Annotated in this window: 25 protein-coding genes; 14 read left to right on the forward strand and 11 right to left on the reverse strand. The window is 60.5% G+C overall.

The genetic code is table 11. The features are described from left to right. The first annotated feature begins 230 nt into the window (after window positions 1-230). Window positions 231-632: a DUF2794 domain-containing protein gene (locus tag G9X64_RS33645; RefSeq protein ID WP_129422205.1), complete on the forward strand. Its 402-nt coding sequence runs from the start codon at window positions 231-233 to the stop codon at window positions 630-632. A gap of 6 nt (window positions 633-638) precedes the next feature. Here the strand turns inward: G9X64_RS33645 and G9X64_RS33650 are convergent, their stop codons facing one another. The 4 genes from G9X64_RS33650 to G9X64_RS33665 form a co-directional block, all read right to left on the reverse strand. Further along, complete coding sequence (locus G9X64_RS33650) at window positions 639-1,187, reverse strand: GNAT family N-acetyltransferase (RefSeq protein WP_171378287.1); 549 nt, start codon at window positions 1,185-1,187, stop codon at window positions 639-641. 212 nt (window positions 1,188-1,399) lie between these two features. Then, a complete protein-coding gene (locus G9X64_RS33655) occupies window positions 1,400-2,128 on the reverse strand; it encodes a Bax inhibitor-1/YccA family protein (protein WP_168312934.1) in 729 nt (242 codons plus the stop codon). Window positions 2,129-2,308: 180 nt separating this feature from the next. Further along, on the reverse strand, window positions 2,309-4,852 hold the full coding sequence (locus G9X64_RS33660; protein ID WP_171378288.1) for an ABC transporter permease: 2,544 nt from the start codon (window positions 4,850-4,852) through the stop codon (window positions 2,309-2,311). Beyond that, window positions 4,849-5,556 (reverse strand): ABC transporter ATP-binding protein, encoded by a 708-nt coding sequence (locus G9X64_RS33665; protein WP_171378289.1) that lies wholly within the window; start codon window positions 5,554-5,556, stop codon window positions 4,849-4,851. The genes G9X64_RS33660 and G9X64_RS33665 overlap by 4 nt, the downstream gene beginning before the upstream one ends. A 72-nt stretch (window positions 5,557-5,628) precedes the next feature. On the opposite strand from G9X64_RS33665, the gene G9X64_RS33670 reads away from it, so the two are divergent. Continuing rightward, complete coding sequence (locus G9X64_RS33670) at window positions 5,629-6,273, forward strand: arylesterase (RefSeq protein ID WP_171378290.1); 645 nt, start codon at window positions 5,629-5,631, stop codon at window positions 6,271-6,273. Between the two features lie 68 nt (window positions 6,274-6,341). Next, the gene (gene thpR / locus G9X64_RS33675; RefSeq protein ID WP_003543644.1) at window positions 6,342-6,935 is read left to right on the forward strand and encodes an RNA 2',3'-cyclic phosphodiesterase; all 594 of its coding nucleotides are present in this window, start codon (window positions 6,342-6,344) and stop codon (window positions 6,933-6,935) included. On the opposite strand, the gene G9X64_RS33680 is transcribed toward thpR, so the two are convergent. After that, a complete protein-coding gene (locus tag G9X64_RS33680; protein ID WP_168312930.1) occupies window positions 6,842-7,342 on the reverse strand; it encodes a low molecular weight protein-tyrosine-phosphatase in 501 nt (166 codons plus the stop codon). The two genes, thpR and G9X64_RS33680, sit on opposite strands and share 94 nt — an antisense overlap. Before the next feature lie 34 nt (window positions 7,343-7,376). Here G9X64_RS33680 and G9X64_RS33685 point away from each other — a divergent pair, with 34 nt between their 5' ends. Together G9X64_RS33685 and G9X64_RS33690 are read left to right on the forward strand one after the other, a co-directional pair. Further along, on the forward strand, window positions 7,377-7,682 hold the full coding sequence (locus tag G9X64_RS33685) for a 4a-hydroxytetrahydrobiopterin dehydratase (RefSeq protein WP_168312957.1): 306 nt from the start codon (window positions 7,377-7,379) through the stop codon (window positions 7,680-7,682). 82 nt (window positions 7,683-7,764) lie between these two features. After that, window positions 7,765-8,157, forward strand: a complete 393-nt coding sequence (locus G9X64_RS33690; protein WP_168312929.1) for a YkvA family protein — start codon at window positions 7,765-7,767, stop codon at window positions 8,155-8,157. A gap of 88 nt (window positions 8,158-8,245) precedes the next feature. On the opposite strand, the gene G9X64_RS33695 is transcribed toward G9X64_RS33690, so the two are convergent. After that, window positions 8,246-8,806 (reverse strand): sigma-70 family RNA polymerase sigma factor, encoded by a 561-nt coding sequence (locus G9X64_RS33695; protein ID WP_171378291.1) that lies wholly within the window; start codon window positions 8,804-8,806, stop codon window positions 8,246-8,248. 336 nt (window positions 8,807-9,142) lie between these two features. On the opposite strand from G9X64_RS33695, the gene G9X64_RS33700 reads away from it, so the two are divergent. From G9X64_RS33700 to G9X64_RS33720, 5 genes are all read left to right on the forward strand, one after another. Further along, complete coding sequence (locus tag G9X64_RS33700; RefSeq protein ID WP_017962430.1) at window positions 9,143-9,652, forward strand: invasion associated locus B family protein; 510 nt, start codon at window positions 9,143-9,145, stop codon at window positions 9,650-9,652. A gap of 245 nt (window positions 9,653-9,897) precedes the next feature. Continuing rightward, window positions 9,898-11,124, forward strand: coding sequence for a dual-specificity RNA methyltransferase RlmN (gene rlmN, locus G9X64_RS33705; protein ID WP_171378292.1), 1,227 nt, complete (start codon window positions 9,898-9,900; stop codon window positions 11,122-11,124). Between the two features lie 93 nt (window positions 11,125-11,217). Continuing rightward, the gene (locus tag G9X64_RS33710) at window positions 11,218-12,171 is read left to right on the forward strand and encodes an ABC transporter substrate-binding protein (RefSeq protein WP_171378293.1); all 954 of its coding nucleotides are present in this window, start codon (window positions 11,218-11,220) and stop codon (window positions 12,169-12,171) included. A gap of 123 nt (window positions 12,172-12,294) precedes the next feature. Further along, window positions 12,295-13,173: an ABC transporter permease gene (locus G9X64_RS33715; RefSeq protein ID WP_011653881.1), complete on the forward strand. Its 879-nt coding sequence runs from the start codon at window positions 12,295-12,297 to the stop codon at window positions 13,171-13,173. Then, entirely contained in the window at window positions 13,170-13,964 is a 795-nt protein-coding gene (locus tag G9X64_RS33720) for an ABC transporter ATP-binding protein (RefSeq protein ID WP_168312926.1), read from the forward strand. Before G9X64_RS33715 ends, G9X64_RS33720 begins: the two co-directional genes overlap by 4 nt. Before the next feature lie 93 nt (window positions 13,965-14,057). On the opposite strand, the gene G9X64_RS33725 is transcribed toward G9X64_RS33720, so the two are convergent. The 3 genes from G9X64_RS33725 to G9X64_RS33735 form a co-directional block, all read right to left on the reverse strand. Next, on the reverse strand, window positions 14,058-14,423 hold the full coding sequence (locus G9X64_RS33725; protein ID WP_168312925.1) for a hypothetical protein: 366 nt from the start codon (window positions 14,421-14,423) through the stop codon (window positions 14,058-14,060). 277 nt (window positions 14,424-14,700) lie between these two features. Next, entirely contained in the window at window positions 14,701-15,342 is a 642-nt protein-coding gene (locus tag G9X64_RS33730; protein ID WP_017962425.1) for a LysE family translocator, read from the reverse strand. A gap of 84 nt (window positions 15,343-15,426) precedes the next feature. Beyond that, window positions 15,427-16,278 (reverse strand): SDR family NAD(P)-dependent oxidoreductase, encoded by an 852-nt coding sequence (locus G9X64_RS33735; RefSeq protein WP_171378294.1) that lies wholly within the window; start codon window positions 16,276-16,278, stop codon window positions 15,427-15,429. A gap of 87 nt (window positions 16,279-16,365) precedes the next feature. Here G9X64_RS33735 and G9X64_RS33740 point away from each other — a divergent pair, with 87 nt between their 5' ends. The 4 genes from G9X64_RS33740 to G9X64_RS33755 all read left to right on the forward strand — a co-directional run bounded on the left by G9X64_RS33740 (window position 16,366) and on the right by G9X64_RS33755 (window position 19,175). Beyond that, window positions 16,366-16,557 carry a type II toxin-antitoxin system ParD family antitoxin gene (locus tag G9X64_RS33740; RefSeq protein WP_171378295.1) on the forward strand — a complete coding sequence of 64 codons (192 nt, stop codon included), beginning with the start codon at window positions 16,366-16,368 and terminating at the stop codon, window positions 16,555-16,557. 190 nt (window positions 16,558-16,747) lie between these two features. Continuing rightward, a complete protein-coding gene (locus G9X64_RS33745) occupies window positions 16,748-17,971 on the forward strand; it encodes an argininosuccinate synthase (protein ID WP_168312922.1) in 1,224 nt (407 codons plus the stop codon). A 360-nt stretch (window positions 17,972-18,331) separates the two neighbouring features. Beyond that, the gene (locus G9X64_RS33750; protein WP_171378296.1) at window positions 18,332-18,688 is read left to right on the forward strand and encodes an ArsR/SmtB family transcription factor; all 357 of its coding nucleotides are present in this window, start codon (window positions 18,332-18,334) and stop codon (window positions 18,686-18,688) included. Beyond that, window positions 18,672-19,175, forward strand: coding sequence for an SRPBCC family protein (locus G9X64_RS33755; protein WP_171378297.1), 504 nt, complete (start codon window positions 18,672-18,674; stop codon window positions 19,173-19,175). The genes G9X64_RS33750 and G9X64_RS33755 overlap by 17 nt, the downstream gene beginning before the upstream one ends. Window positions 19,176-19,456: 281 nt before the next feature. Here the strand turns inward: G9X64_RS33755 and G9X64_RS33760 are convergent, their stop codons facing one another. Continuing rightward, entirely contained in the window at window positions 19,457-20,665 is a 1,209-nt protein-coding gene (locus G9X64_RS33760; RefSeq protein ID WP_171378298.1) for an MFS transporter, read from the reverse strand. 58 nt (window positions 20,666-20,723) lie between these two features. Further along, window positions 20,724-21,704, reverse strand: a complete 981-nt coding sequence (locus tag G9X64_RS33765; RefSeq protein ID WP_168312918.1) for an AraC family transcriptional regulator — start codon at window positions 21,702-21,704, stop codon at window positions 20,724-20,726. Window positions 21,705-22,078: the final 374 nt, after the last annotated feature.

A 22,078-nucleotide genomic window follows, 5' to 3' on the forward strand; every position in this document is an offset into this window, starting at 1 on the left:
CTGTTTTGACTGAAATGCGGCGCTGCGGAGAAAGCGTTGACCTGTCCAGCGCATCATGCTGTCCGAAAATCGAACCCAACTTTCGCAAGGCATGATGCGCTGACTCAAAGTGCTACAGCGTCCTTGCGCGAAAGACGTGCGGCGGAATGTGACGGCTGGCACTCTTGCAATTTGCGGCGGCTCGGGCAAACTGTCACCCTCCTGTCACATGTGGAGGCCTTGTGAGACTGATGACAGATCAGCCGGATTTGCGACACGGCGAAAGCCGTTCCGTCGACCACAGTTCCTCAGTCGTCGTCGATCTCAGGGAATACAAGCAAAGCAAGGACCCGCTTCCGGTGACCTTTCACCGGCGCGAACTGGACGCGATCCTCTGGATCTACGGCCGGATGGTCGGTGATGGTGAATGGCGCGACTACGCGATCGATCACCTGAAGGACAGGGCGGTCTTTTCCGTTTTCAAGCGTTCCGGCGAAATGCCGCTCTTCCGCATCGAGAAAAACCCGAAGCTCGCCGCCAAGCAGGGCGCCTATTCCGTGATCAGCGTCAATGGCACGATCCTCAAGCGCGGTCACGAGCTGAACCAGGTGCTGAAGGTATTCGACAAGGCCTTGAAGCTCGTCGACAAGTAAGCCGGATTACAGCGTGCCGGGATAGACGGACGGGTCCGGATCGGTGCTCCTGCCTTCGCCGAGCGCGCGCTGCATGAACATCGTATCCAGCCAGCAGCCGTGCTTGTAACCGGTGCCCTTCATCAGGCCGACCTCCTCGAAGCCGGCCGTGCGATGGAGCGCGATCGAGGCGGGGCTGGCGCCGCCGATGACGGCGGCCATCTGCCGAAAGCCGAGGGTGGTGCAACGGATGATCAGTTCGGCGAGCAGCGCCTTGCCGATGCCGCGGCCACGGGCTTCAGGCGCCAGATAGATCGAATCCTCAACCAGCCAGCGATAGGCAGGACGCGTGCGGAAGGCCGAGGCATAGGCGTAGCCGAGAAGCGCCCCGTCCGCGCCGATGGCTGCAATATAGGGATATTGCTGGCTGACGATCGCCGAAAAACGCAGCGCCATCTCGGCCTCGGAGGGCGGCACGATCTCATAACTCGCGACGCCGTTCAGGACGGATTCGCGATAGATATCGGCAATGGCGGGAATATCGGCGTTCGAAGCATCGCGCAGGAGGAAGGACATTCGGCATTATATCCATTAGGGCGGCAAGGCCTTCCTACTGCATAATTCCTTAAATCGGAATCGATTTAAGGATGAAATTATCGCAATTCAAAGTGCTACAGCGTCCTTTGCGCGTCCGAAAAGACGCGTGGCGCTGTAGAGCCACCCCGTCCAAGCCTGCGCAACAAAAAAAAGGCGGCCGAAGCCGCCTTTTCGATCTCAGTCTGTCCTGCCTATTTACGGTTGCCCATGAACTGCAGCAGGAACATGAAGAGGTTGATGAAGTCGAGATAGAGCGTCAGCGCGCCCATGATCGCCTTGCGACCGGCCACGGCGACGTCATCGGCTTCCAGGTACAATTCCTTGATCCGCTGTGTATCGTAGGCGGTGAGGCCTGCGAAGATCAGCACGCCGAGCACCGAGATCGCGAACTGCACGGCGGACGACGCCAGGAAGATGTTGACGATCGAAGCGATGATCAGGCCGAAAAGACCCATGATCAGGAACGAGCCCATCGCCGACAGGTCACGCTTCGTCGTGTAGCCGTAAAGCGACAGCGCGCCGAAGGAGGCGGCGGTGACGAAGAAGGTCTGAACGACGCTCTGGCCCGTGTAGATCACAAAGATCGACGAGAGCGACAGGCCGACGAGCGCAGCGTAAACTGCAAAGGTCGTCTGGGCAGCGGCCACCGTCATGCTATTGATCCGGAAGCTCAGGAAGAACACCAGAGCCAGCGGCGCCAGAATGACCACCCACTTCAGCGGGCTCAGATAGATCGCCTGGCCGAAAGCGGTCAGTTCGCCATTGGCGAAGGCGAGTTGGAACGACAGATATGCGGCCACACCAGTGATCGCCAGACCCAGCGCCATCAGGTTGTAGACCTTGAGCATATAAGCGCGCAGGCCTTGATCAATCATCTCGCCGGTCTGAGCGCGGCTTTGATAGTTACGAAGATCAGCCATAGTTTCCTCTTACAAGCTCCGATGGAGATACGGTGTCGGGGTTTTCGACCCGGGCGCCGCTGCGGAGCTCCAGCATGCCTGCGGATAATATGAGGCTTTCGCCCTTTGCAAACAAGAGGCTTGCAAAGGCTCCGTCGGTTAAATCGCCGTAAGGTGAAGGGTTTGAGTGCCGCTGCCCGGTCAAAGCTCGCGCAAGACGGGGGCTGCCTTCTGTCCGAGGATGCGCCAGGTGCCGATCAGGCCGATGCCGACGGTGAGGACCAGCGCGGTCACAAGCGTCAGTCCCGCCACGTCGGGCAGAAAGGCCGAGGGCAGGCGCATGATGCGGGCGACGATGAACCAGGCGGCGACGCTGCCGGCGATCAGCGCGAAGATCGCAGTCGCGAGGCCGAGGATCAGATATTCGTAGCTGAAGGCGCGGATCAGCATGGCGCGCGTGGCGCCGAGCGTCTTCAGCACCACCGCGTCGTGGGTGCGCGCCCGGTTTCCGGCGGCAAGCGCGCCGGCAAGGACAAGGATCGAGGCGATGAGGGCGACGGAAGCCGCAGCGCGGATCGCGGTCGCGAGCTGTGCGACCAGCTGGTTGACGATATCGATCGCGTCCTTGACGCGCACACTGGTGATCGTCGGATAGGTGTTGGTGACGGATTTCAGGATCGCCGCATCTTCGGCCGGTGTCGAGGAGGGATCTGTCAGCGTCGCCAGCCACGCATGCGGGGCGCCGCGGAAGGTATTCGGTGAGAAGACCATGACGAAATTGATCGACAGCGATTCCCATTCGACGCGGCGCAGATTGGCGATCTTCGCCGTGATGTTGCGGCCGAGCACGTTGACTGTCACCGTATCGCCGAGCTTGAGGCCGAGTTCATGCGCCTCTTCCGAGGAGAAGGAGACGAGCGGCTCGCCGCTGTAATCCTTGTCCCACCATTTGCCTTCGGTGAGGGCAGCGTTCTCCGGCAGGGTTTCGGAATAGGTGATGCCGCGATCGCCGTTCAGCACCCAGCGGCCAGCGGCCGGCACGTTCATCTTGCTGACGTCCTCGCCGTTGAAGGCGATGATCCGGCCGCGCAGCATCGGCACTTCCACGAGTTTGCCCTGCGGCGCTTGGCCTTGAACGAGATCGCGGAAGGCGCCGACCTCGGCGCTCTGGATATCGACGAAGAAGAAGTTCGGTGCACCCTCATTCATGCGGCCGGTCAGCTGCTGGCGCAGGTTGCCGTCGATCAGCGTCAGCGTCACCAGCAATGCGAGGCCAAGGCCGAGCGAGAGCACGACCGAGGGGGTCAGGGCGCCGGGGCGGTGGATGTTGCCGATCGCAAGCCGCAGCGCCGGCGAATTGACGCGCGGGCTGCGGCGCGCGAGCCAGGCGATCAGGGCTGCGACCAAGCGCAGCACGACGAAGGCGAAGACGATCGCGCCGACGAAGATGACGGCGATGAAGCGGTCATAGGCGGTGAGGATGGCAAGGCCGGCAAGGCCGGCCATGAACAGGGCGGCAAGCAGGATGTAGGGCCAGGAGGGCAGGTGGCGGGCCTCGAAGCCCTGCTCGCGGAAGAGTGCGGTCGCCGGCACTTCGCGGGCGTGGCCGAGCGGCAGGATGGCGAAGGCGAGCGTCGTCAGGATGCCGAAGAGCATGGCGAGCAGCAGGGCGCCGGGATAGAGGGTCGGCGTCGTCGAGACCGGCAGGAATTGCGCCAGGAATTGCGCGGCGAACATCGGCGACAGGGCGCCGATGACGAGGCCGATCAGGATGCCGCCGAGAGCGATGATGGCGATCTGGAAGAGATAGATCAAAACAACGACCTGCGCCGGTGCACCGAGACATTTGAAGGTGGCGATGGTGGTGCGTTTGGAATCGAGGAAGGCGCGCACGGCATTGGCGACACCGACGCCGCCGACGATTAGCGCGGTAAGGCCGACCAGCGTCAGGAACTGCGAGAAGCGGGTGATGTTTTCGGTGAGCGAGGGCGCGGCGCGGTCACTGGTGCGGATAGCCCAGCCGGCGGAGGGAAACTCCTTGGAGGCGCGCGCCTGGATGCCCGACATCGCGGCCTTATTTTCAAGCCGGATCTTGTAGGCGTGTTCGACCAGGCTTCCGGTCTGGATCAGCCCGGAGGCTTGGAGCGCCTCGCGGCTGACGATCAGACGCGGCGCAAAGCCAAAACCTTCCGACAGTGCATCCGGCTCGGTTTTCACCGTGCCGGTGATGCTGAGCTTGACGTTGCCGAGCAGCAATTCGTCGCCGACCGCAAGCCCGAGCCGATCGAGAAGCAGTGGCGCTGCGACCGCGCCATAGGTGCCGCCTTGGCCCGAAAGCAGTGCTGCAAGCGGATATTCCGGCTCGGCCACGAACTTGCCGTAGAGCGGGTAGGCGTCATCGACGGCCTTGACCTCGACCAGCGCCTGATCGGAACCGTCAGGCTTGCGGGCCATCGAGCGCAGGCCGGTTGACACCGAAACGGTGCCGAGGCCTTCGAGGAAACCCAATTCCTGAGGCGTGGCTTCGCGGTTGTTGAGTTCGAAACGGACGTCGCCGGCCAGCAGTTCCTGCCCCTGCGAGGCGATCGTATCGGTGATCGACTGCGACACGGAGTTGACGGCGGCAATCGCGCCGGTGCCGAGCGCGATGCAGGCAAGGAAGATGTAGAAGCCGCGGATGCCGCCGCGCAGCTCGCGCAGCGCCAGGCGAAAAGCGAGCGAGACGCGTGGCGTGATGATCCTCATGCGATCGCCGCTTCGGTGCGGCGGGCGGCGCTGTCGCCTTCGATCCGGCCGGAGCGGACGCGAATCTGGCGCGAGCATCGGGTTGCAAGCGAGACGTCGTGGGTGACGAGAAGCAGGGTCGTGCCGCGTTCGGCCTGCTTTGAGAACAGAAGGTCGGCGATCTGGCGGCCGGTCTCGGTATCGAGATTGCCGGTCGGCTCGTCGGCGATCAGCAGGGCAGGCGAGGGGGCGAGCGCCCTGGCGATCGCCACGCGCTGCTGTTCACCGCCGGAAAGCTGACCGGGATAGTGGTTCAGCCGTTCGCCGAGACCGACCGATTTCAGCTCGCGATGAGCGATCTCGAAGGCGTTGCTGACATTGGCGAGTTCGAGCGGTACCGCGACGTTTTCCAGCGCCGTCATGTTGGCGATCAGGTGAAAGGACTGGAAGACGATGCCGATGTTGCGGCCGCGGAAATCGGCGACCTGATCCTCGGTGAGGCTATGGAGCGGCGTGTCGTTGATGTTGATCTCGCCGCTGTCGAGTTTCTCCAGCCCGGCAAGCACCATCAGCAGGGTAGATTTGCCGGAACCGGAAGGGCCGACGATGCCGACGGATTCGCCGGCCGCGATATCGAGATCGATGCCCTTCAGCACATGGACGGAGGCGGCTGCGCTGCCAAGGGTCAGATCGGCGCCCTTCAACTCGATAATGGTTTTTGCCAACAGAAATCGCCCTATATAAGTCGGTAATCGAAAGGCCGCATAACGGCACCTCGCCAATCTAGGGAAACCAGGATGAGATTTAAAGTTGCCGCCCTTCAATTCACCGTCATCGCCGTCTCGCTGATCTTTGCCACTGCAGCCGATTCCCGGACGATCAATCTCGTCGGTTTTGGGGATAGTTTGATGGCGGGTTATCAGCTGCCTCCCGGCGACGGCTTTCCCGAAAAGCTGCAGGCGGCCCTGAAGGCGAAGGGGCTCGACGTCACCATTGCCAATGCCGGGGTTTCCGGAGACACGACGACGGGGGGGCTTGCGCGTATAGACTGGTCGGTACCCGACGGCACCGATGGGGTCATTCTCGAGCTTGGCGCCAATGATGCGTTGCGCGGTATCCCGCCGGAGGAGAGCGAGAAGAATCTCGATAAAATGATTACCCGACTAAAGGAGCGCGGGATTGCCGTGCTACTCGCCGGTATCATAGCGCCGCCGAACATGGGGGCGGATTATGCTGCACGATTCAACCCGATCTACCAGAAACTTTCGGAAAAACATGGGCTTCCACTCTATGCCTTCTTCCTCGACGGCGTTGCGCTGGAGGCTGGGTTGAAGCTCGACGACGGCATGCATCCAAATGCGAGAGGGATCGACGTCATGGTTGAAAAGATGGAGCCTGCTGTCACAAATTTCGTCGAAACGATTTCTTCTGTGAAGAAATAGGGGCTTGCGCGGTTGTTGATTGCGTGATTCCGTGTGAGCACCTGCAAAAGATTCGGGGAGTGCTCGTGATGCCGAGACTGTTTACCGCCCTCGAAATTCCGCGCAATGCGGCGATGAGTCTTTCATTGCTACGCGGTGGCCTCCCCGGAGCACGATGGATCGATGTGGAGAATTACCACATCACCCTGCGCTTCATCGGTGATGTCGATGGCCGGACGGCCGATGAAATCGTTGAACGCCTCGACCGGATCGACCGGCCGGAATTCCAGTTCCGGCTGGAAGGCATCGGTTCCTTCGGTTCGAAGAAACCACATTCGGTCTGGGCTGGCGTCTCGCAGTCGCCTGAAATGTATGCCCTGCAGGGCGAGATCGAGCGCATCTGCCAGCGCATCGGCCTGCCGCCGGATCCCCGCAAATTCATGCCGCATGTGACGCTGGCGCGGCTCAAATCCTCGCGGCTCGACGATGTCGTGCAATATCTGGCCGGACGCGGCAACTTCCACACAGCAACCTTCACCGCACCGCGCTTCGTGCTGCTTTCGTCGCGCGAATCGGTCGGTGGAGGGCCTTACCTCACCGAGGAAGTGTTCCCGCTGCACGAGGCACGCTCGACGCCCAGCGTTTCGAGCAGCCTGCAGCAGCCGGTCAAGAGCCTGGTGTAGACCAGCTCGAAACCATCAGGGCCGCCATAATAGGGATCGGGAATATCCTCTCCCGTTCCCAGCGCGGTATCACCGAAAAGGTGGATATTCGCCCCGTGCGGCGCGCTCTTTTCGAGCGCTGCCAGGTTGTCGCGGTCCATGGCGAGGATCAGATCGAAATCCATGAAATCCCTCGACTGGACGCGCCGCGCGCGCTGCCCCGATATGTCGATGCCGTGGTTTTTCGCGGTGGCGATCGAACGCCGGTCGGGCGGATCGCCTTCATGCCAGTCGCCGGTGCCGGCGGAAGCGATCGTAAAATCGCCGGTCAACCCCGCCTCGGCGACGAGATGGCCAAAAATTCCCTCCGCGAGCGGAGAACGGCATATATTGCCCATGCAAACGAAGAGGATGCTGATGCGTTTCATCGGTAACCTGTCGGACAGAGAAGAGGACCATGGCATGAAAATGGAAAAACTGGAACGGACGGCGGCCGAGGCGCAACTGACCGAGCTTTCGGGATGGGTGCTCAATGATGCGGGTTCGTCGATATCGAAGACGTTCAAGTTCGCAAATTTCATCGAGGCTTTCGGCTTCATGACGCAGGCAGCGCTTGCGGCCGAGAAGCTCAACCACCATCCCGAATGGTTCAATGTCTATTCCAGGGTGGATGTAACGCTGAACACACATGATGCCGGCGGGCTGACGGAACTGGATTTCAAGCTCGCCAAAGCCATGGAGAAGGCTGCGGCGCGCCGTATCGATTGAAAGCGGGGCCGATTGAAAGGGGCCGATTGAAAAAGATTAGGCGCCGTCACCATATGTTCGCATGGACAAAAGGGATGCAGGGATGGACGAGGTCAAATTCGGGGAAATCCTGTTGCCGGGCGACGAGGACACCCAGAGCCGTCGCGAGAAAAGCGTAAGGCAGAAATTCTGGCCGACGTTCCGGCGGGCGGTGCGGCAGATCCCGTTCTCGCGCGATGTCGTCGCCGGTTTCTATTGTGCGCTCGATTCGCAGACGCCAACGAAGGTGCGTGGCGTGCTGCTTGCGGCACTCGCCTATTTCGTTATGCCGGTCGACATGATCCCGGATATTTTCGCCGTCATCGGCTTTTCCGACGACATCGCCGTACTTTCGGCCGCTTTCGCCATGGTGCGCGGTCACATCCGACCGGTCCACTATGAAGCCGCCGACCGCGTTCTCGCCGATCGGCCGGAAGAAGCGATGAAGACGATTTAACGCGTGTCGCGTCCAACCGGGATGCGACCGCTTGTTTCATGCGTGTTGTCATCCCCAAAGCCGCTGTGTGCTTTCGGGCGACATTGCATCAGGCGATTTCGCGTTCCAGCACCTTGCGGAGCTTGCCGAAGGCAAGCCGGATACGCGACTTCACCGTGCCGAGCGGGAGACCGGTCGCTTCGGCGATCTCCGAATGCGATTGACCGAGGAAGAAGGCGGCGCGCAGCATGTCGCGCTGCTCCTCCGGCAATTGGCCGACGGCGGCGCGTATCTTGGCGTCGCGATCGTCATTGGCGATGATTTCTTCCGCGCCGATATCGGCCGGCGGCTGCAGGGCCGGATCAGTCTCATCGAAGATACGGGTGTTGGCGCGGCGCTGCATGTCGATGTGGCGGTTGCGGGCAATGCGGAAAAGCCAGGTCGAGAGGGAAGATCGCGTGGCATCGTAGAGCTCCGCCTTGTGCCAGAGCACGATCATGATCTCCTGGACCAGTTCCTCAGCCTCGCCCGATGTCATCCTCTGGCGCATCAGCCAGGCCTTCAGGCGGGGTGCGAAATAGTCGAACAGGATGGAAAAGGCCTGCTGGTCGCGATCGTCCGCGACGGCCTTTGCGAGGGCAGCGAAACGCTGTCTTTCCTCGGCATCCATATCTCCTCACCAGCCCCCTGCGACAATAATTTCGTCCCGGATTTCCAAGTCTTACTGAGGTACAACGGATTTGGGAAAGGTCAAACTCTTGCCTGAATCTTTGTGTCTTAAATTCAGCCGAACGGACGGCCGGTGCCATTGGGGCACGGTGTTGCGGTCGATACCGTCAAAGGGGCGAAAATTGACACTCGAGCTGAAATGACACAGGCAGATACAAATCGCAGCTATTGTTGACCATTTGGTAACCTGAATTAAGTCAAAATAAAGCAGATCGTGATTATGCGGCGCCCGCTATGATCGCTTCGGGCCTTGAATCGCAAGAACCGGCAGGAATCCATGTTTGTAAAAAGTATCGTATCCGCTCTCGCACTCACCCTTGTTATGGCCGGAGTTGCGACAGCGCAGCAGGCCGCGCCCAACCGCATCCAGCAGTTCCAGGCATGGGGTGCCTACTCCTACAAGTCGGGCAATAGCACGGTCTGCTACGTGCTGTCCGTTCCGACGGCAAAGCAGCCGGCAAGCGTCGACCACGGCGACAATTTCTTCATCGTCTCTCAGCGTCCGGGCCAGAACATCTCCTACGAGCCGCAGGCGATGATGGGCTACACGGTCAAGGAAAATTCGAAGATCAACGTCGTCATCGACAACAAGACCTTTGTGATGTTCACCAAGGACAAGGCCGGCTGGGTCGAGAACGCGGCGCAGGAGCCGGCCCTCGTCGCCGCGATGAAGACCGGTCATTCGATGACGGTCAATGCCGTTTCGCGCAAGGGCACCGGCACCTCCTACAGCTATTCGCTCTCGGGTATCTCGGCTGCGCTGAAGCAGATCGAAACCTGCAAGTAGGCTTTTTTGTTCTCAGAGTTTCGAGGGCCGGCCTTGCGCCGGCCCTCGTCGTTTCCATCTATAGTGACGCGCGGGCAAAATGATGCTAAAGGCCGCGCAACAGCGGACAGATCGCGATATCCATCGCCGTTCCGCCATTCAATTTCTGCCAATGTGCCGTCATGCACCCGCCAGTCTTCCGGCTTAACCCTGAAGTTCGCAGGGCTTGCGGGGCGGTTACGTGTTCGAATTCGGGATGAAAGACTATGTCCGTCATGGATGCGATCGTTGTCACCAAGCCGCAGGCGCGCACGTCCGCCAACCTCGAGAAGCCGTCGTTGATCGGCATGTCGCGCGAGGAGATGGGGGCGGCACTCCGGGAAAAGGGTGTGGCCGAGAAGCAGATCAAGATGCGCGTCTCGCAGCTCTGGAACTGGATCTATGTGCGCGGCGTCTCCGACTTCGACCATATGACGAATGTCGCCAAGGACATGCGGGAGATGCTGAAGCAGCATTTCACCATCGCACGTCCCGAGATCGTCGAGGAGCAGGTTTCCAACGACGGCACGCGCAAATGGCTGCTGCGCTTTCCCGCGCGGGGCGCCGGGCGTCCCGTCGAGATTGAGGCCGTCTACATTCCGGAAGAGGGCCGCGGCACGCTCTGTATCTCCAGCCAGGTCGGCTGCACGCTCACCTGTTCCTTCTGTCATACCGGGACGCAGCGTCTGGTGCGCAACCTGACGGCGGAGGAAATTCTTTCGCAGTTGCTGCTTGCCCGCGACCGGCTTGGGGACTTTCCGGACCGTGAAGCGCCGCAGGGTACGATCATGCCTGCCGAGGGCCGCAAGGTCAGCAACATCGTCATGATGGGCATGGGTGAGCCGCTTTATAACTTCGATGCCGTCAAGCAGGCATTGCTGATCGCAACGGATGGTGACGGCCTGTCGCTGTCCAGGCGCCGCGTGACGCTTTCCACCTCCGGCGTCGTGCCGGAGATCTTCCGCACCGGCGAGGAGATCGGCGTGATGCTGGCGATTTCGCTGCATGCGGTGCGCGACGATCTGCGCGACATTCTGGTGCCGATCAACAAGAAGTATCCGCTGAAGGAGCTGATCGAAGCCTGCCGGGCCTATCCGGGCCTTTCGAACGCCCGGCGCATCACCTTCGAATATGTGATGCTAAAGGATGTCAACGACAGCCTTGAGGACGCCAAGGGGTTGATCAAGCTCCTGAAGGGCGTGCCGGCGAAGATCAATCTTATTCCGTTCAATCCCTGGCCCGGCACCAATTACCAGTGTTCCGACTGGGAGCAGATCGAGAAGTTTGCCGATTTCATCAATTCGGCAGGCTATGCCTCGCCGATCCGCACGCCGCGTGGCCGCGACATCCTTGCCGCCTGCGGCCAGCTGAAATCGGAATCCGAACGCATGCGCAAGACCGAACGTCTGGCCTTCGAGGCGATGATGATCGCCAATCACGGCGCCGACGACTGATCAGCAAGTTTGATCCTCGCTACAATTCTCCGCGATTGATTTCAGAGGGCGCTTTTCCTAAAAGTGCCCCCAAAATCATTCAGGAGGATCCCCATGCGCGCGATTTTACTCGCTCTTGCCGCCACTTTGGCTCTTTCCCTGCCCGCAAAGGCCGATGAGGTCACCGTCGCCGTGACGGCGATCGTCGAACATCCGGCGCTCGATGCGGCGCGCAAGGGCGTTCTCGATGCGCTGACGGCTGCGGGCTACAAGGAAGGCGAGAACCTGAAATTCGTGTTCGAATCGGCGCAGGGCAATCCGGCGACGGCGGCCCAGATCGCCCGCCAGTTCGCCGGCGACGAGCCCAATGTCATCGTGCCGATCTCGACGCCATCGGCCCAGGCGGTCGTTTCCTCGACGCGCGACATTCCTGTCGTTTTCACGGCCGTGTCCGATCCGCTCGGCGCCCAGCTCGTCAAGAACATGGACAAGCCCGGCGGCAACGTCACCGGCCTCTCCGATATGTCGCCGGTCGCTGAGCACCTTGCGCTGATCAAGGAAATCCTGCCCGATGTAAAAACCATCGGCTACCTCTACAATTCCGGCGAGGCGAATTCCGTTTCGCTGCTCGCCGTGTTGAAGGCTGAAGCCGAAAAGGCTGGCCTGAAGGTGGTCGAATCGGCCGCCACCAAGTCGGCCGAGGTTCAGGGTGCGGCGCGGGCGCTCGTCGGCCGGGCCGATGCGATCTACATTCCGACCGACAATACGATCATCTCCGCGCTCGAAGGCGCCGTCGCGGTGGCCGAGGAGAGCAAGTTGCCGCTCTTTACCGCCGATACGGATTCGGTTTCGCGCGGCTCGATCGCCGCTCTCGGCTTCAACTATTATGATGTCGGTAAGCAGACCGGCGACATCGTCGTTCGTGTGCTGAAGGGCGAGAACCCGGGCGACATCGCGGTCAAGACTGCCGCCGGCAGCGACCTCGTCGTCAACAAGGCGGCGGCCGCGAAAATGGGCGTCACGCTGCCGCAGAGCGTGCTTTCCCGCGCTACCAAAGTCATCGAATAGTCGGCCGGTACTTCTAACGCCTTCGACGTATTCAGCCGCTCTCGTTTGCACGGGAGCGGTTGTTTGTATTAAAAGGCTCCGTTTCGCGACGGGCGGAACGGACATAAAAAGGGGCTGAAAGCCTTGAGCCAAATCGCATTCTGGGGGGCCGTCGAGCTCGGCCTAGTCTATTCCTTCGTCGCTCTCGGCGTCTATCTCGCCTTTCGAGTTCTCGATTTTCCCGACCTGACGGTCGATGGCTCCTTCCCGCTTGGCGCGGCGGTGACGGCCGTGCTGATCATTGCCGGTGTCAATGCCTGGCTTGCGGCGCTGATCGCCATGGCGGCCGGTGCCGCTGCGGGCATGGTGACGGCTCTGCTCAACGTGCGCTTCAAGATCCTCAATTTGCTCGCCTCGATCCTGACGATGATCGCACTGTTTTCCGTCAATCTGCGCGTGATGGGCAAACCCAATGTCGCTCTCATCAATGCCGACACGATGATCAGCCCGTTCTTCGGCCATGGCCTTCGCGATTTCTACGTGCGGCCGCTCTTCGTCGGCGTTCTGGTTGTCATCGCGCTCATCCTGGTCTGGCGTTTCCTGGAAAGCGATGCCGGGCTGGCAATGCGGGCGACCGGCGCCAATGCAAGGATGGCGCGGGCCCAGGGCGTCGATACCAGCCGGCAGATCTATCTCGGCATGGCGATCTCGAATGCGCTGGTGGCGCTCGGCGGCGCGCTGTTTGCCCAGACGAACGGCTTTGCCGACGTCACCTCAGGCGTCGGCACGATCGTCGTCGGTCTGGCTGCCGTCATCATCGGCGAGACGCTGCTCGGGCGCCGCGGTCTGTTGATCGCGCTAATCGGATGCGTGCTCGGCTCGATCCTCTATCGCATCGCGATCCAGCTGGCGCTTTCGAGCGACGTCATCGGCCTGCAGGCGTCCGACCTCAATTTCGTGACGGCCGTGCTGGTGACCGTGGCGCTCATCCTTCCCCGTCTTCGCGGAGGTGCCGCATCGTGATCAGCGTCAAGGACATCAAGGTTGTTTTCGGGCGCGGCACGCCGCTGCAGAAGCAGGCGCTGAACGGCGTCAGCCTAACCATCGAGCAAGGCTCCTTCGTCACCGTCATCGGCTCCAACGGCGCCGGCAAATCGACATTGCTCGGCGTGCTTGCCGGCGACGTCCTGCCGAGCGAAGGGCAGGTGCTGATAGGCAAGCACGAGGTGACGCGCAAATCGACGGCGGCGCGCGCTGGTCTCGTCGCTCGCGTGTTCCAGGACCCGTTGACGGGAAGCTGCGGCGCCTTGTCGATCGAGGAAAATCTCGCTCTGGCTGCCCGGCGTGGCGAGAAGCGCGGACTTGTATCGGCGCTCGGCGGCAAGCGGCGCGACTATTTCAAGGAACGGATCGCCGAACTCAATCTCGGTCTGGAGAACCGCCTGAAAGACCGCATGGATCTGCTCTCCGGCGGGCAGCGGCAGGCCGTTTCTCTCGTCATGGCGACGCTGGCGGGATCGGAAGTGCTGTTGCTTGACGAACATACGGCAGCGCTCGATCCCGGGATGGCTGAGTTCGTCATGAACCTGACGCAGAAGATCGTTGCCGAGCGCAAGCTGACGACGATGATGGTGACGCACTCGATGCGGCAGGCGCTGGACTACGGCCATCGCACGATCATGCTGCATGGCGGCGAGATCGTTCTCGATGTGGCAGGGGACAACAGAAAGAACCTGCAGGTCGAGGACCTGATCGCGATGTTCCGCAAGATGCGCGGCCAGACGCTGGATGACGATGCGTTGCTGATCGGTTAGCGGGCAGCTGATCGCTTCACGACCGCGGGCGAATTGCTGCTGCTGAACACGAGCGGCGCTGCCGCTCGTCCTCAGAGGCCAGTGGGACCGTCATCAAGAGCAGACTTCCACCAGCACGCGATGGCCGTACTGGTTTAGCCATTCCGGCTGGCACTGTTCCGGGTCATAGTCGTCATCGCCGAAGAACAGACGATTTCTATCATGGAAGGCGAAACGCCCGTCGCGGTGTCCGCCAAAATGGCCGGCTCCGCCGAAATGATGCGCTCCGAAGCCGCGATCGGCGAAATTGCCGCCGCCCATATTCGCTCCACCGCCGAAGTGGCCGCCGTCACGCGAGAAGCCGCCACCGCCATGGCCTCCGCCGCCGTGAGCTAAGGCAGGTGTTGTTGCCGTAAGTGAGGTGGCGGCAAACGTCAGCGCAACAACTCCTGCTGTTATAATATTGCGGAACGTCATCATGGACTTATCCTTTCAAGGTCGCTCTTCGTGAGCCATAAAGGATATGTGGGTAGAGAAGGTGGCGTGGCCTAGCCACAATTGCCGACTTACGATCATATGTTGATCACAAGTAATCGCGCGAAAGGCATGGATAATTTTGAAAGACGACGAAATTCGCGGTCACTGCCTGCTCCGGCGTGGCGTCTCGAGAATATTGGTGTAGCTGGCGGCGGATCGTTTCTCGACCGCGGGCGGATCGATCAACCGACCCCGGGCGGATTGCTTCGCAACCGCGGGCTTACCTCGCCTGGGTGAGCAGGATCTTCGCGGCGAAGATCGAGAAGACGCCGGCGAAGGTGTAATCCATGCCGCGCAGCACTTTCTTGTTGTTCTGCAGCCAGGAGGCCAGCCAGTCGGCGGCAAAGACGACGCTGGCATTGACCGGCATGCCGATCAGGATGAAGCAGAAGCCGAGGAAAAGCAGCTTTTGGGTGACGGCGGGATCGCCGGCGCTGACGAATTGCGGCAGGAAGGTCATGAAGAAGATGATGACCTTAGGGTTCAGAAGATTGACCCAGAAGCCTGACGAGATGTTCGAAAGGGCCGTACCCTTCTGCTCCTCGACCTTGGCGACGGTGAGCTTCGAACCGAAGCGGATCGCCTGCACCGCCAGCCACAGCAAATAGGCGGCACCGCCGGTCTTCAGGATCAGGAAGGCGGTCGGCGAGGCGGTGATCAGCGCCGAAATGCCGAAAGCGACCAGCATGGTGTGGACGACGATGCCGAGGCTGGTGCCGACGACAACGAAGAGCGCCGCCTTCTTGCCCTGGGCAAGGGCGCGGCTGATCGACAGCGTCATGTCTGGGCCTGGGGTTGCCGCAAGCAGCAGCGTCGCGGCGGCAAAGGCGAGAAGGGTCGGAAGGCTAGGCAGGAAATCCATGACACACTCCGAAAGCCGGAAAGATCCGACGATCTCTTACCCGGCTTTCGGAAAATTACCAATCAAACCTTCTGATGGTGCCCATTACTTCTGTTCGAGGAACGCCTTGAACTTGTCGGCATAGTCCTTGTGCCAACGCGATAGTGGCGGACGGTTCTCGATGATATCGCGGGCCGCCCAGGCCATCCGGCGTTCGTCGACCGGACGCGCCACGTCATTGTCAGGGCACAAAATATAGAAATCGCCGCGTTCGAGGCTTTCGACCATGAATTCGACGGTCTGCTCCGACGTCCAGGCGGCAGCGGGTTTTTCGGCGCGGTCGCCCTTGGTGAGGCCGGTGAAGACGAAGCCGGGGATCAGAAGGTGGGCGGAGATTTTTCCGCCTTCGGTGTTGCGAAGCTCATGCTGCAATGCTTCGGTGAAGACTTTCACACCAGCCTTGGAGATGTTGTAGGCGGGGTTGCCGGGCGGCGTGGTGATGCCCTGCTTGGAGCCGGTGTTGATGATCAGGCCCGGCTCGCCATGCGAGAGCATCTTCGGGCCGAAAGTGCGCGTGCCGTTGATCACGCCCATCAGGTTGACGGCGAAGATATTGTCCCAGTTCGCCTGCGGGCTGAAGATCGAGGTTTCCGGGCCGATGCCGGCATTGTTCATCAGCACGTGCACACGGCCGAAACGCTGGAGCACGGCGCGTTCGAGCGCCTCCAGAGATTCCTTGACTGCGACGTCGGTCTCGACCGCCATCACATTTTCCTCGCCGGCAATGGCCTTGAGTTCATTGGCGGCGTCGGCCAGCCGATCGCCGCCGAGGTCGGCAATGGCGACGCTCATGCCGCGTCCGGCGAAATATTTCGCCGCGGCAAGACCGATGCCGGAGGCGCCGCCGGTGATGACGGCAACATTGGATTTCTTGAAAATGTCTTGAATATTCGTCACGGGACTGGCCTCTCTTCGGAGCATTGTTCGGACGATGCCCAATATGGTAGTTTCGCAGTGCAAGTCAAACCTGCGAGGTACCCGCGCGTGGCCAAGGTCGTGTCCATCAGAATCGATGATCACATGGAGGAAGACGCCGGCTTGAGGCTTCCGCCGCGCAAGGCAGAGTTTGCAGCCATCGAGGCAGCCATTATCGACGGTGAGAAATCCGGCAAGCCACGGCCTTTTGATTTTGATGCTTTTATCGAGGGAAAGCGAGCACGCCGCGGCCGCCAATGAAAGCGCTTGTTCTCTCGCCAGCCGCTGCCGACGATATCGACAGGATTTATGACTCTACGGCATGAATATCGCGGCTCGTCTCTAAACTGGGCTTGTGCTGTCCGGCTTGGCCTTGCGTCACGCGCCAATCTCGCTAAAAGTGCCGCGACACCGGGTTTTGCCGGCCTTTTATGCAACGGACCTCATCATCATGGCATCATACAAAGACGTGAAGAAAGTCGTTCTCGCCTATTCCGGCGGCCTCGACACCTCGATTATCCTGAAGTGGCTGCAGACGGAGCTCGGCGCCGAAGTCGTCACCTTCACTGCCGATCTCGGCCAGGGCGAAGAGCTTGAGCCGGCGCGCAAGAAGGCCGAGATGCTCGGCATCAAGGAGATCTATATCGAGGATGTGCGCGAGGAATTCGTGCGCGATTTCGTCTTCCCGATGTTCCGTGCCAATGCCGTCTACGAAGGCGTCTACCTGCTCGGCACCTCGATCGCCCGTCCGTTGATTTCCAAGCACCTGATCGATATCGCCCGCAAGACGGGTGCGGATGCGATCGCCCATGGTGCGACCGGGAAGGGCAACGACCAGGTCCGCTTCGAACTCTCCGCCTATGCCCTGAACCCCGACATCAAGATCATCGCGCCGTGGCGCGACTGGGCGTTCAAGAGCCGCACCGACCTGCTCGCCTTTGCCGAGCAGCATCAGATCCCGGTTGCCAAGGACAAGAAGGGCGAGGCGCCGTTCTCCGTCGACGCCAACCTTCTTCATTCCTCTTCCGAGGGCAAGGTTCTCGAGGACCCCTCCAAGGAAGCGCCTGAATATGTGCATATGCGCACGATCTCTCCGGAGGCTGCACCCGACAAGGCGACGGTGATCAAGGTCGGCTTCCGCAAAGGCGATGCGGTCTCGATCAACGGTGTCGAGATGTCGCCGGCGACGCTCTTGGCGACGCTCAACAATTACGGCCGCGACAACGGTATCGGCCGTCTCGACCTCGTCGAGAACCGCTTCGTCGGCATGAAGTCGCGCGGCGTCTATGAGACGCCCGGCGGCACCATCCTGCTTTCGGCGCACCGCGCCATTGAATCGATCACGCTCGACCGCGGTGCCGCCCATCTCAAGGACGAGATCATGCCGCGTTACGCCGAGCTGATCTATTACGGCTTCTGGTTCTCGCCGGAGCGCGAGATGCTGCAGGCGCTGATCGACAAGAGCCAGGAGCATGTCGAAGGCGAGGTGACGCTGAAGCTCTACAAGGGCAATGTCATGGTCATCGGCCGCGAAAGCGAAAAGTCGCTCTATTCCGACAAGCTCGTCACCTTCGAGGACGATCAGGGCGCCTACGACCAGAAGGATGCGGCCGGCTTCATCAAGCTCAATGCACTGCGCCTGCGCACGCTCGCCAAGCGCAACCTCGTGAAATAATCACGGTTCGCCTTCGAACCGGATATGAGCCCGCCGGCATCGCCGCGCGGGCTTTTTTTGTGGAGTGAGGTGGCAAACGCCACCAAACTCTAGCGCGTTCTGGATGGCCGGATTGCAACAACAACGGACATCGGCTCGGCTTGGATAGACGACCGCTACGGGGCCGGTAGCCGGCGGACTGGTTTCGGGGCGCAGGCGCTGAAAGCTGACATTCGTTCATCAGCGGCTCGAAGGCCCGCTTGACCCGCAGCAGATGATTTTTGCTGCCGCCGCCGCGGTATGACCTCGAATGACCAGTCTAGGCTGGGAAAGTTCGGGACGCTTGCGCTTACTGCGCGAACAAGATAGAAACTGAACTATATGGTTCAGTATGTAACTCTTCCTCTCGATCTCTCGTTCGCGGCGCTGTCCGATGCGACCCGCCGCGGGATCATCGATCAGCTTGGGCGAGGGGACGCGTCGATCACCAGTCTCGCGGATAAGTTCCAGATGACGCTGACCGGCATGAAGAAGCACGTCCAGGTTCTCGAGCGGGCGGGGCTCGTCGTCACGCAGAAGGTCGGACGGGTGAGAACCTGCAAGCTTGGGAAACGCGGCCTCAAGGCGGAGGCCGAGTGGATCGAGGCGCATCGCAAGCTCTTCGAGGCCCGCTTCGAAGCATTGGACGAAATCATCAGCGAAATGAAACGGGAGGGAAGCGATGAATCAGCAAGTTAACAGTGCAGGTGGTGCGCAGAACCGCACGTCAGTCGAGCGCAAAGGGGATCGAGAACTCGTCGTAACGCGGACATTCAATGCGCCGCCGAGCACGGTCTACAAGGCGTGGAGCCAGCCCGAGTTGTTCCAGCGCTGGTGGGTGCCAAAATCGGCACCCGGCGTTTCGCTCGTATCGTGCGATATGGACGTCCGTACAGGCGGCAAATATCGGCTGGAATTCGGCGCCGGCGGTTCGGACACCATGGCCTTCTACGGCAGGTATCTCGAGGTGGTGCCGAACGAGCGCATCGTCTGGACTAACGACGAGGGCGAAGAGGGCGCGGTCACTACGGTGAGCTTCGAAGATCAAGGCGAGGGGACACTTCTGGTTTTCCACGAAGTCTATCCGTCCAAGGAGGCGCTTGAGGAAGCACTGCAGGGCTCGGCGGTCGCATTGCCGGAGCAATTGGAGCAGCTCGACGAATTGCTTTCCAGCATGGGCGAGTAGCGTGGGTCGGGAAACTCGCCTCGGGGATACGTCTGTTCTGGGGAGGTGACCCGACCGGCCTTTCCGGCCGGAGCGGGGGCGCACACCGGCCATGTTAGTCGTGAGTGCCGGTCTTCCATAGATGCTTAATTGGGGATTGTTGTCGTCGCCGTCATCGGCGATCGGACGGTGCTTCCTCGCCGGAACAAGAAAGCACCGTTGCGTCTCGGATTTAGCCTCACCCGGCACTTCGGGCACTTTGGACCTCGCCTCTTCTGCTCACCGTGGCAGAGCTCGAAGAGTCAGTTGCGGGGCTGCAGCAATGCCAGAACGATGGTCGATAACGCCAAGACGGCCGTGAGTGTCAATGGCGCTGACGCACCGTAGTGATCGACCACGTAGCCGCCGAAAAGCGCACCGATGCTGATGGCGACCTGGAAGGAAACGACCATCAGGCTGCCAGCTGCCTCCAAGGCATCCGTTGCGCCGCGGGACAAGTTGGTTGGCAGTACTACCGGAGCCATCCCGAAGGCGAAACCCCAAAGTGTAACCAGGGCAAACGCGATGCCCCTATATGAACCCCACAGTACAAGAGCAAGCGCCGCAAACGCCATCAGTGCGCCGGTCACAGCGAGTGCCGTGCGGATATTGGCGTCTGCCAGTCGGCCTCCGGCGACATTGCCAATCACGGCGGCGATGCCAAAACCGAGAAGCGCCATGGCAATCGGCCCCGTGCCAAGCAGGGTTACTTGCTCGAGGAAGGGTCGCACGTAGACTGAGCCGGCAAAATGTCCCGTCATCAGCAAGAGGATGGCAAGCATTCCCAGTTGAACAGTGCGCCGTTTGGTCAGCCGGAAGACGTCAGAAAGACTGTTACTTGTGTTTGCGGGTAGAGTCGGCAAGCTGAGAATCTGCAGCAGCATCGCAATCACTGCGAGGCCTGCGGTCATGGCCGTGGCGGCACGCCAGCCAAGCCAATCGCTGATCAAAGCACCCATGGATGGTGCAGCTATAGTGGCAAGAGAAACGCCCAGAGTGACTATAGCCATACCCCGCCCCGTCGCATTGGCGCCAACCAATCTCGCCACCACGGCAACTGAAAGTGCCCAGAAGCCACTTAAGGCGATGCCCAGTCCGGCTCGGCCCAATAACAATAGCCAAAAATCCGTCGCGAGGGCGGCCACGAGATTGGAGCCGATAGCCAAGGCGCTTAGGCCAACAAGGACAGTCTTCCGGTTCAATTTGCCGATGAGAACATTGCTCAGTAAGGCCGTTACCGCGCCAACAGACGCGGTTGCAGTGACAACCTGGCCAGCTGTTCCCTCGCTGATGCCAAGGTCACGCGCCATCGGCGTCAACAGGCCCGCCGGCAGGAATTCAGCTGACACAAGCGCAAAACTTGTGGCTGCCATTGAAATAACGGCAAACCAGGTGGTGGGGCTCCATGAACTCGGAACGGTAGAATCGAGGCCAGTCGCGGTGCCGTCGAGCTGTGATGTTGTGTCCGTCATTGAAATACCTCCAAGGTTGGAGGTCTTCATAGCGGAGTCTTTCAGGATGATATGTGCCTTACAGTCCGAATTCTATATCCGTTCGTCCGGAAATGGTGCGGCGCACAACGCCAGGTGAAACGCTGGTGATACGTTTAAAGGCGCGAGCGAACGAAGCTTCAGATTCATAACCCAGTTGAGAAGCGACCTTCGCAACCGACATGTTTTGCCCGAGCAGCTCTCGTGCAAGCTGCATACGCAGACGGGCGAGATATCGTGCCGCGCCTTCCCCTAGGATGGCACTGAAGCGTTCCGCGAAGATCGAGCGCGATTGACCTGCCACGCCGGCAAGGGTCTCCAGCGTCCAGTCGCGGCCGGGATCTCGGTGCATTGCTGCCAGCGCTCGACCGATATGAGGATCACGGATCGCAGCGAGCCAGCCGCTGGTCGAGGCTCCGCTGCAATTGACCCAGCAGCGAATGAGCCGCGCGACGAGTACGTCGGCCATGCGTGACAAAACCGTGGCGCTGCCTATCTGGGGCTGTGACGCCTCTACTGTCATGGCGGCGAGAAGGGGGCCGACGACCGGATCATTGCCAGCAACATCACAACCCTTGATAATCGATGGCATCAGAGCGATCAACGGGTTGAGGGCGTTCGCATCTAAAGCCATGGAACCGCAGAACAGGGTGCTCGTCGATCCTGTTCCTTCCTGCACCACTTCGCAGACATTGCCTCCAAACTTGGTAACCTGGCAGCTCTTAAGCGAGTCTCCGACAACATCAGGCTTGCTGGCCAACCGGTGTTCGACACCCTGCGGCAACAACACCAGATCGCCGTGTTGCAACTCCTGCCATCCCTGGGCTTCGGTATGGATCCAGCATGGTCCCTCACTGACGAAATGAAAGCGAAGCAGTTGTTGCTGCGGAAAGGCGATGCTCCATGGATCGCGGAGCTCACAACGGCCGTAGTTGACGCCGCTCAGGCGAAAGTCCTGTAGAACTTCGCTTAGTGCGTCCGTGGGAACAGGCGTCGAAGATTGGGATGAACGATCAACCATTGGGCCAATTTATATGCCGGGCGTCCGGCATGCAAGTATGGCATCTGTTGTCGTGGCCGGCTCTGAGATCATCAATGGGAATGGGCGCAACTGCTCCCTTTTATTGTAGAAATCCAAAGTCTCAGCCTAGCTGACACTGCGACCCCGGCTCGCCAATGGCACAAAAAGCCGAGCCGAGGCTTAATCCAAACGCTGTCCGGCGGGTGCAGCTCCTCGTCGGCTTTGTCTGAATTGAAGTCGACGACCCGCATTGCTGCACGGATGTCGTTACGAACTCCGGCCGCTTTAGGGCAGCAGCATCCACTGCCGCGATGGCCGATATGGTGAAGGGTTTCGGGTGCCGTCAGGCGTACGAAAGCCTCTCATGCAGGAAC

The organism is Rhizobium sophorae, from assembly GCF_013087515.1.
GTDB classification, from domain to species: domain Bacteria; phylum Pseudomonadota; class Alphaproteobacteria; order Rhizobiales; family Rhizobiaceae; genus Rhizobium; species Rhizobium sophorae.

Coding starts and splice junctions, on each gene's coding strand:
- G9X64_RS33710 (WP_171378293.1), top strand. CDS start 11,218: ATGCGCGCGATTTTACTCGCTCTTGCCGCCACTTTGGCTCTTTCCCTG.
- rlmN (WP_171378292.1), top strand. CDS start 9,898: ATGTCCGTCATGGATGCGATCGTTGTCACCAAGCCGCAGGCGCGCACG.
- G9X64_RS33650 (WP_171378287.1), bottom strand. CDS start 1,187: ATGTCCTTCCTCCTGCGCGATGCTTCGAACGCCGATATTCCCGCCATT.
- G9X64_RS33660 (WP_171378288.1), bottom strand. CDS start 4,852: ATGAGGATCATCACGCCACGCGTCTCGCTCGCTTTTCGCCTGGCGCTG.
- G9X64_RS33765 (WP_168312918.1), bottom strand. CDS start 21,704: ATGGTTGATCGTTCATCCCAATCTTCGACGCCTGTTCCCACGGACGCA.
- G9X64_RS33730 (WP_017962425.1), bottom strand. CDS start 15,342: ATGGATTTCCTGCCTAGCCTTCCGACCCTTCTCGCCTTTGCCGCCGCG.
- G9X64_RS33725 (WP_168312925.1), bottom strand. CDS start 14,423: ATGATGACGTTCCGCAATATTATAACAGCAGGAGTTGTTGCGCTGACG.
- G9X64_RS33670 (WP_171378290.1), top strand. CDS start 5,629: ATGAGATTTAAAGTTGCCGCCCTTCAATTCACCGTCATCGCCGTCTCG.
- G9X64_RS33690 (WP_168312929.1), top strand. CDS start 7,765: ATGGACGAGGTCAAATTCGGGGAAATCCTGTTGCCGGGCGACGAGGAC.
- G9X64_RS33695 (WP_171378291.1), bottom strand. CDS start 8,806: ATGGATGCCGAGGAAAGACAGCGTTTCGCTGCCCTCGCAAAGGCCGTC.
- G9X64_RS33645 (WP_129422205.1), top strand. CDS start 231: ATGACAGATCAGCCGGATTTGCGACACGGCGAAAGCCGTTCCGTCGAC.
- G9X64_RS33745 (WP_168312922.1), top strand. CDS start 16,748: ATGGCATCATACAAAGACGTGAAGAAAGTCGTTCTCGCCTATTCCGGC.
- thpR (WP_003543644.1), top strand. CDS start 6,342: ATGCCGAGACTGTTTACCGCCCTCGAAATTCCGCGCAATGCGGCGATG.
- G9X64_RS33680 (WP_168312930.1), bottom strand. CDS start 7,342: ATGAAACGCATCAGCATCCTCTTCGTTTGCATGGGCAATATATGCCGT.
- G9X64_RS33700 (WP_017962430.1), top strand. CDS start 9,143: ATGTTTGTAAAAAGTATCGTATCCGCTCTCGCACTCACCCTTGTTATG.
- G9X64_RS33760 (WP_171378298.1), bottom strand. CDS start 20,665: ATGACGGACACAACATCACAGCTCGACGGCACCGCGACTGGCCTCGAT.
- G9X64_RS33750 (WP_171378296.1), top strand. CDS start 18,332: ATGGTTCAGTATGTAACTCTTCCTCTCGATCTCTCGTTCGCGGCGCTG.
- G9X64_RS33755 (WP_171378297.1), top strand. CDS start 18,672: ATGAATCAGCAAGTTAACAGTGCAGGTGGTGCGCAGAACCGCACGTCA.
- G9X64_RS33655 (WP_168312934.1), bottom strand. CDS start 2,128: ATGGCTGATCTTCGTAACTATCAAAGCCGCGCTCAGACCGGCGAGATG.
- G9X64_RS33685 (WP_168312957.1), top strand. CDS start 7,377: ATGAAAATGGAAAAACTGGAACGGACGGCGGCCGAGGCGCAACTGACC.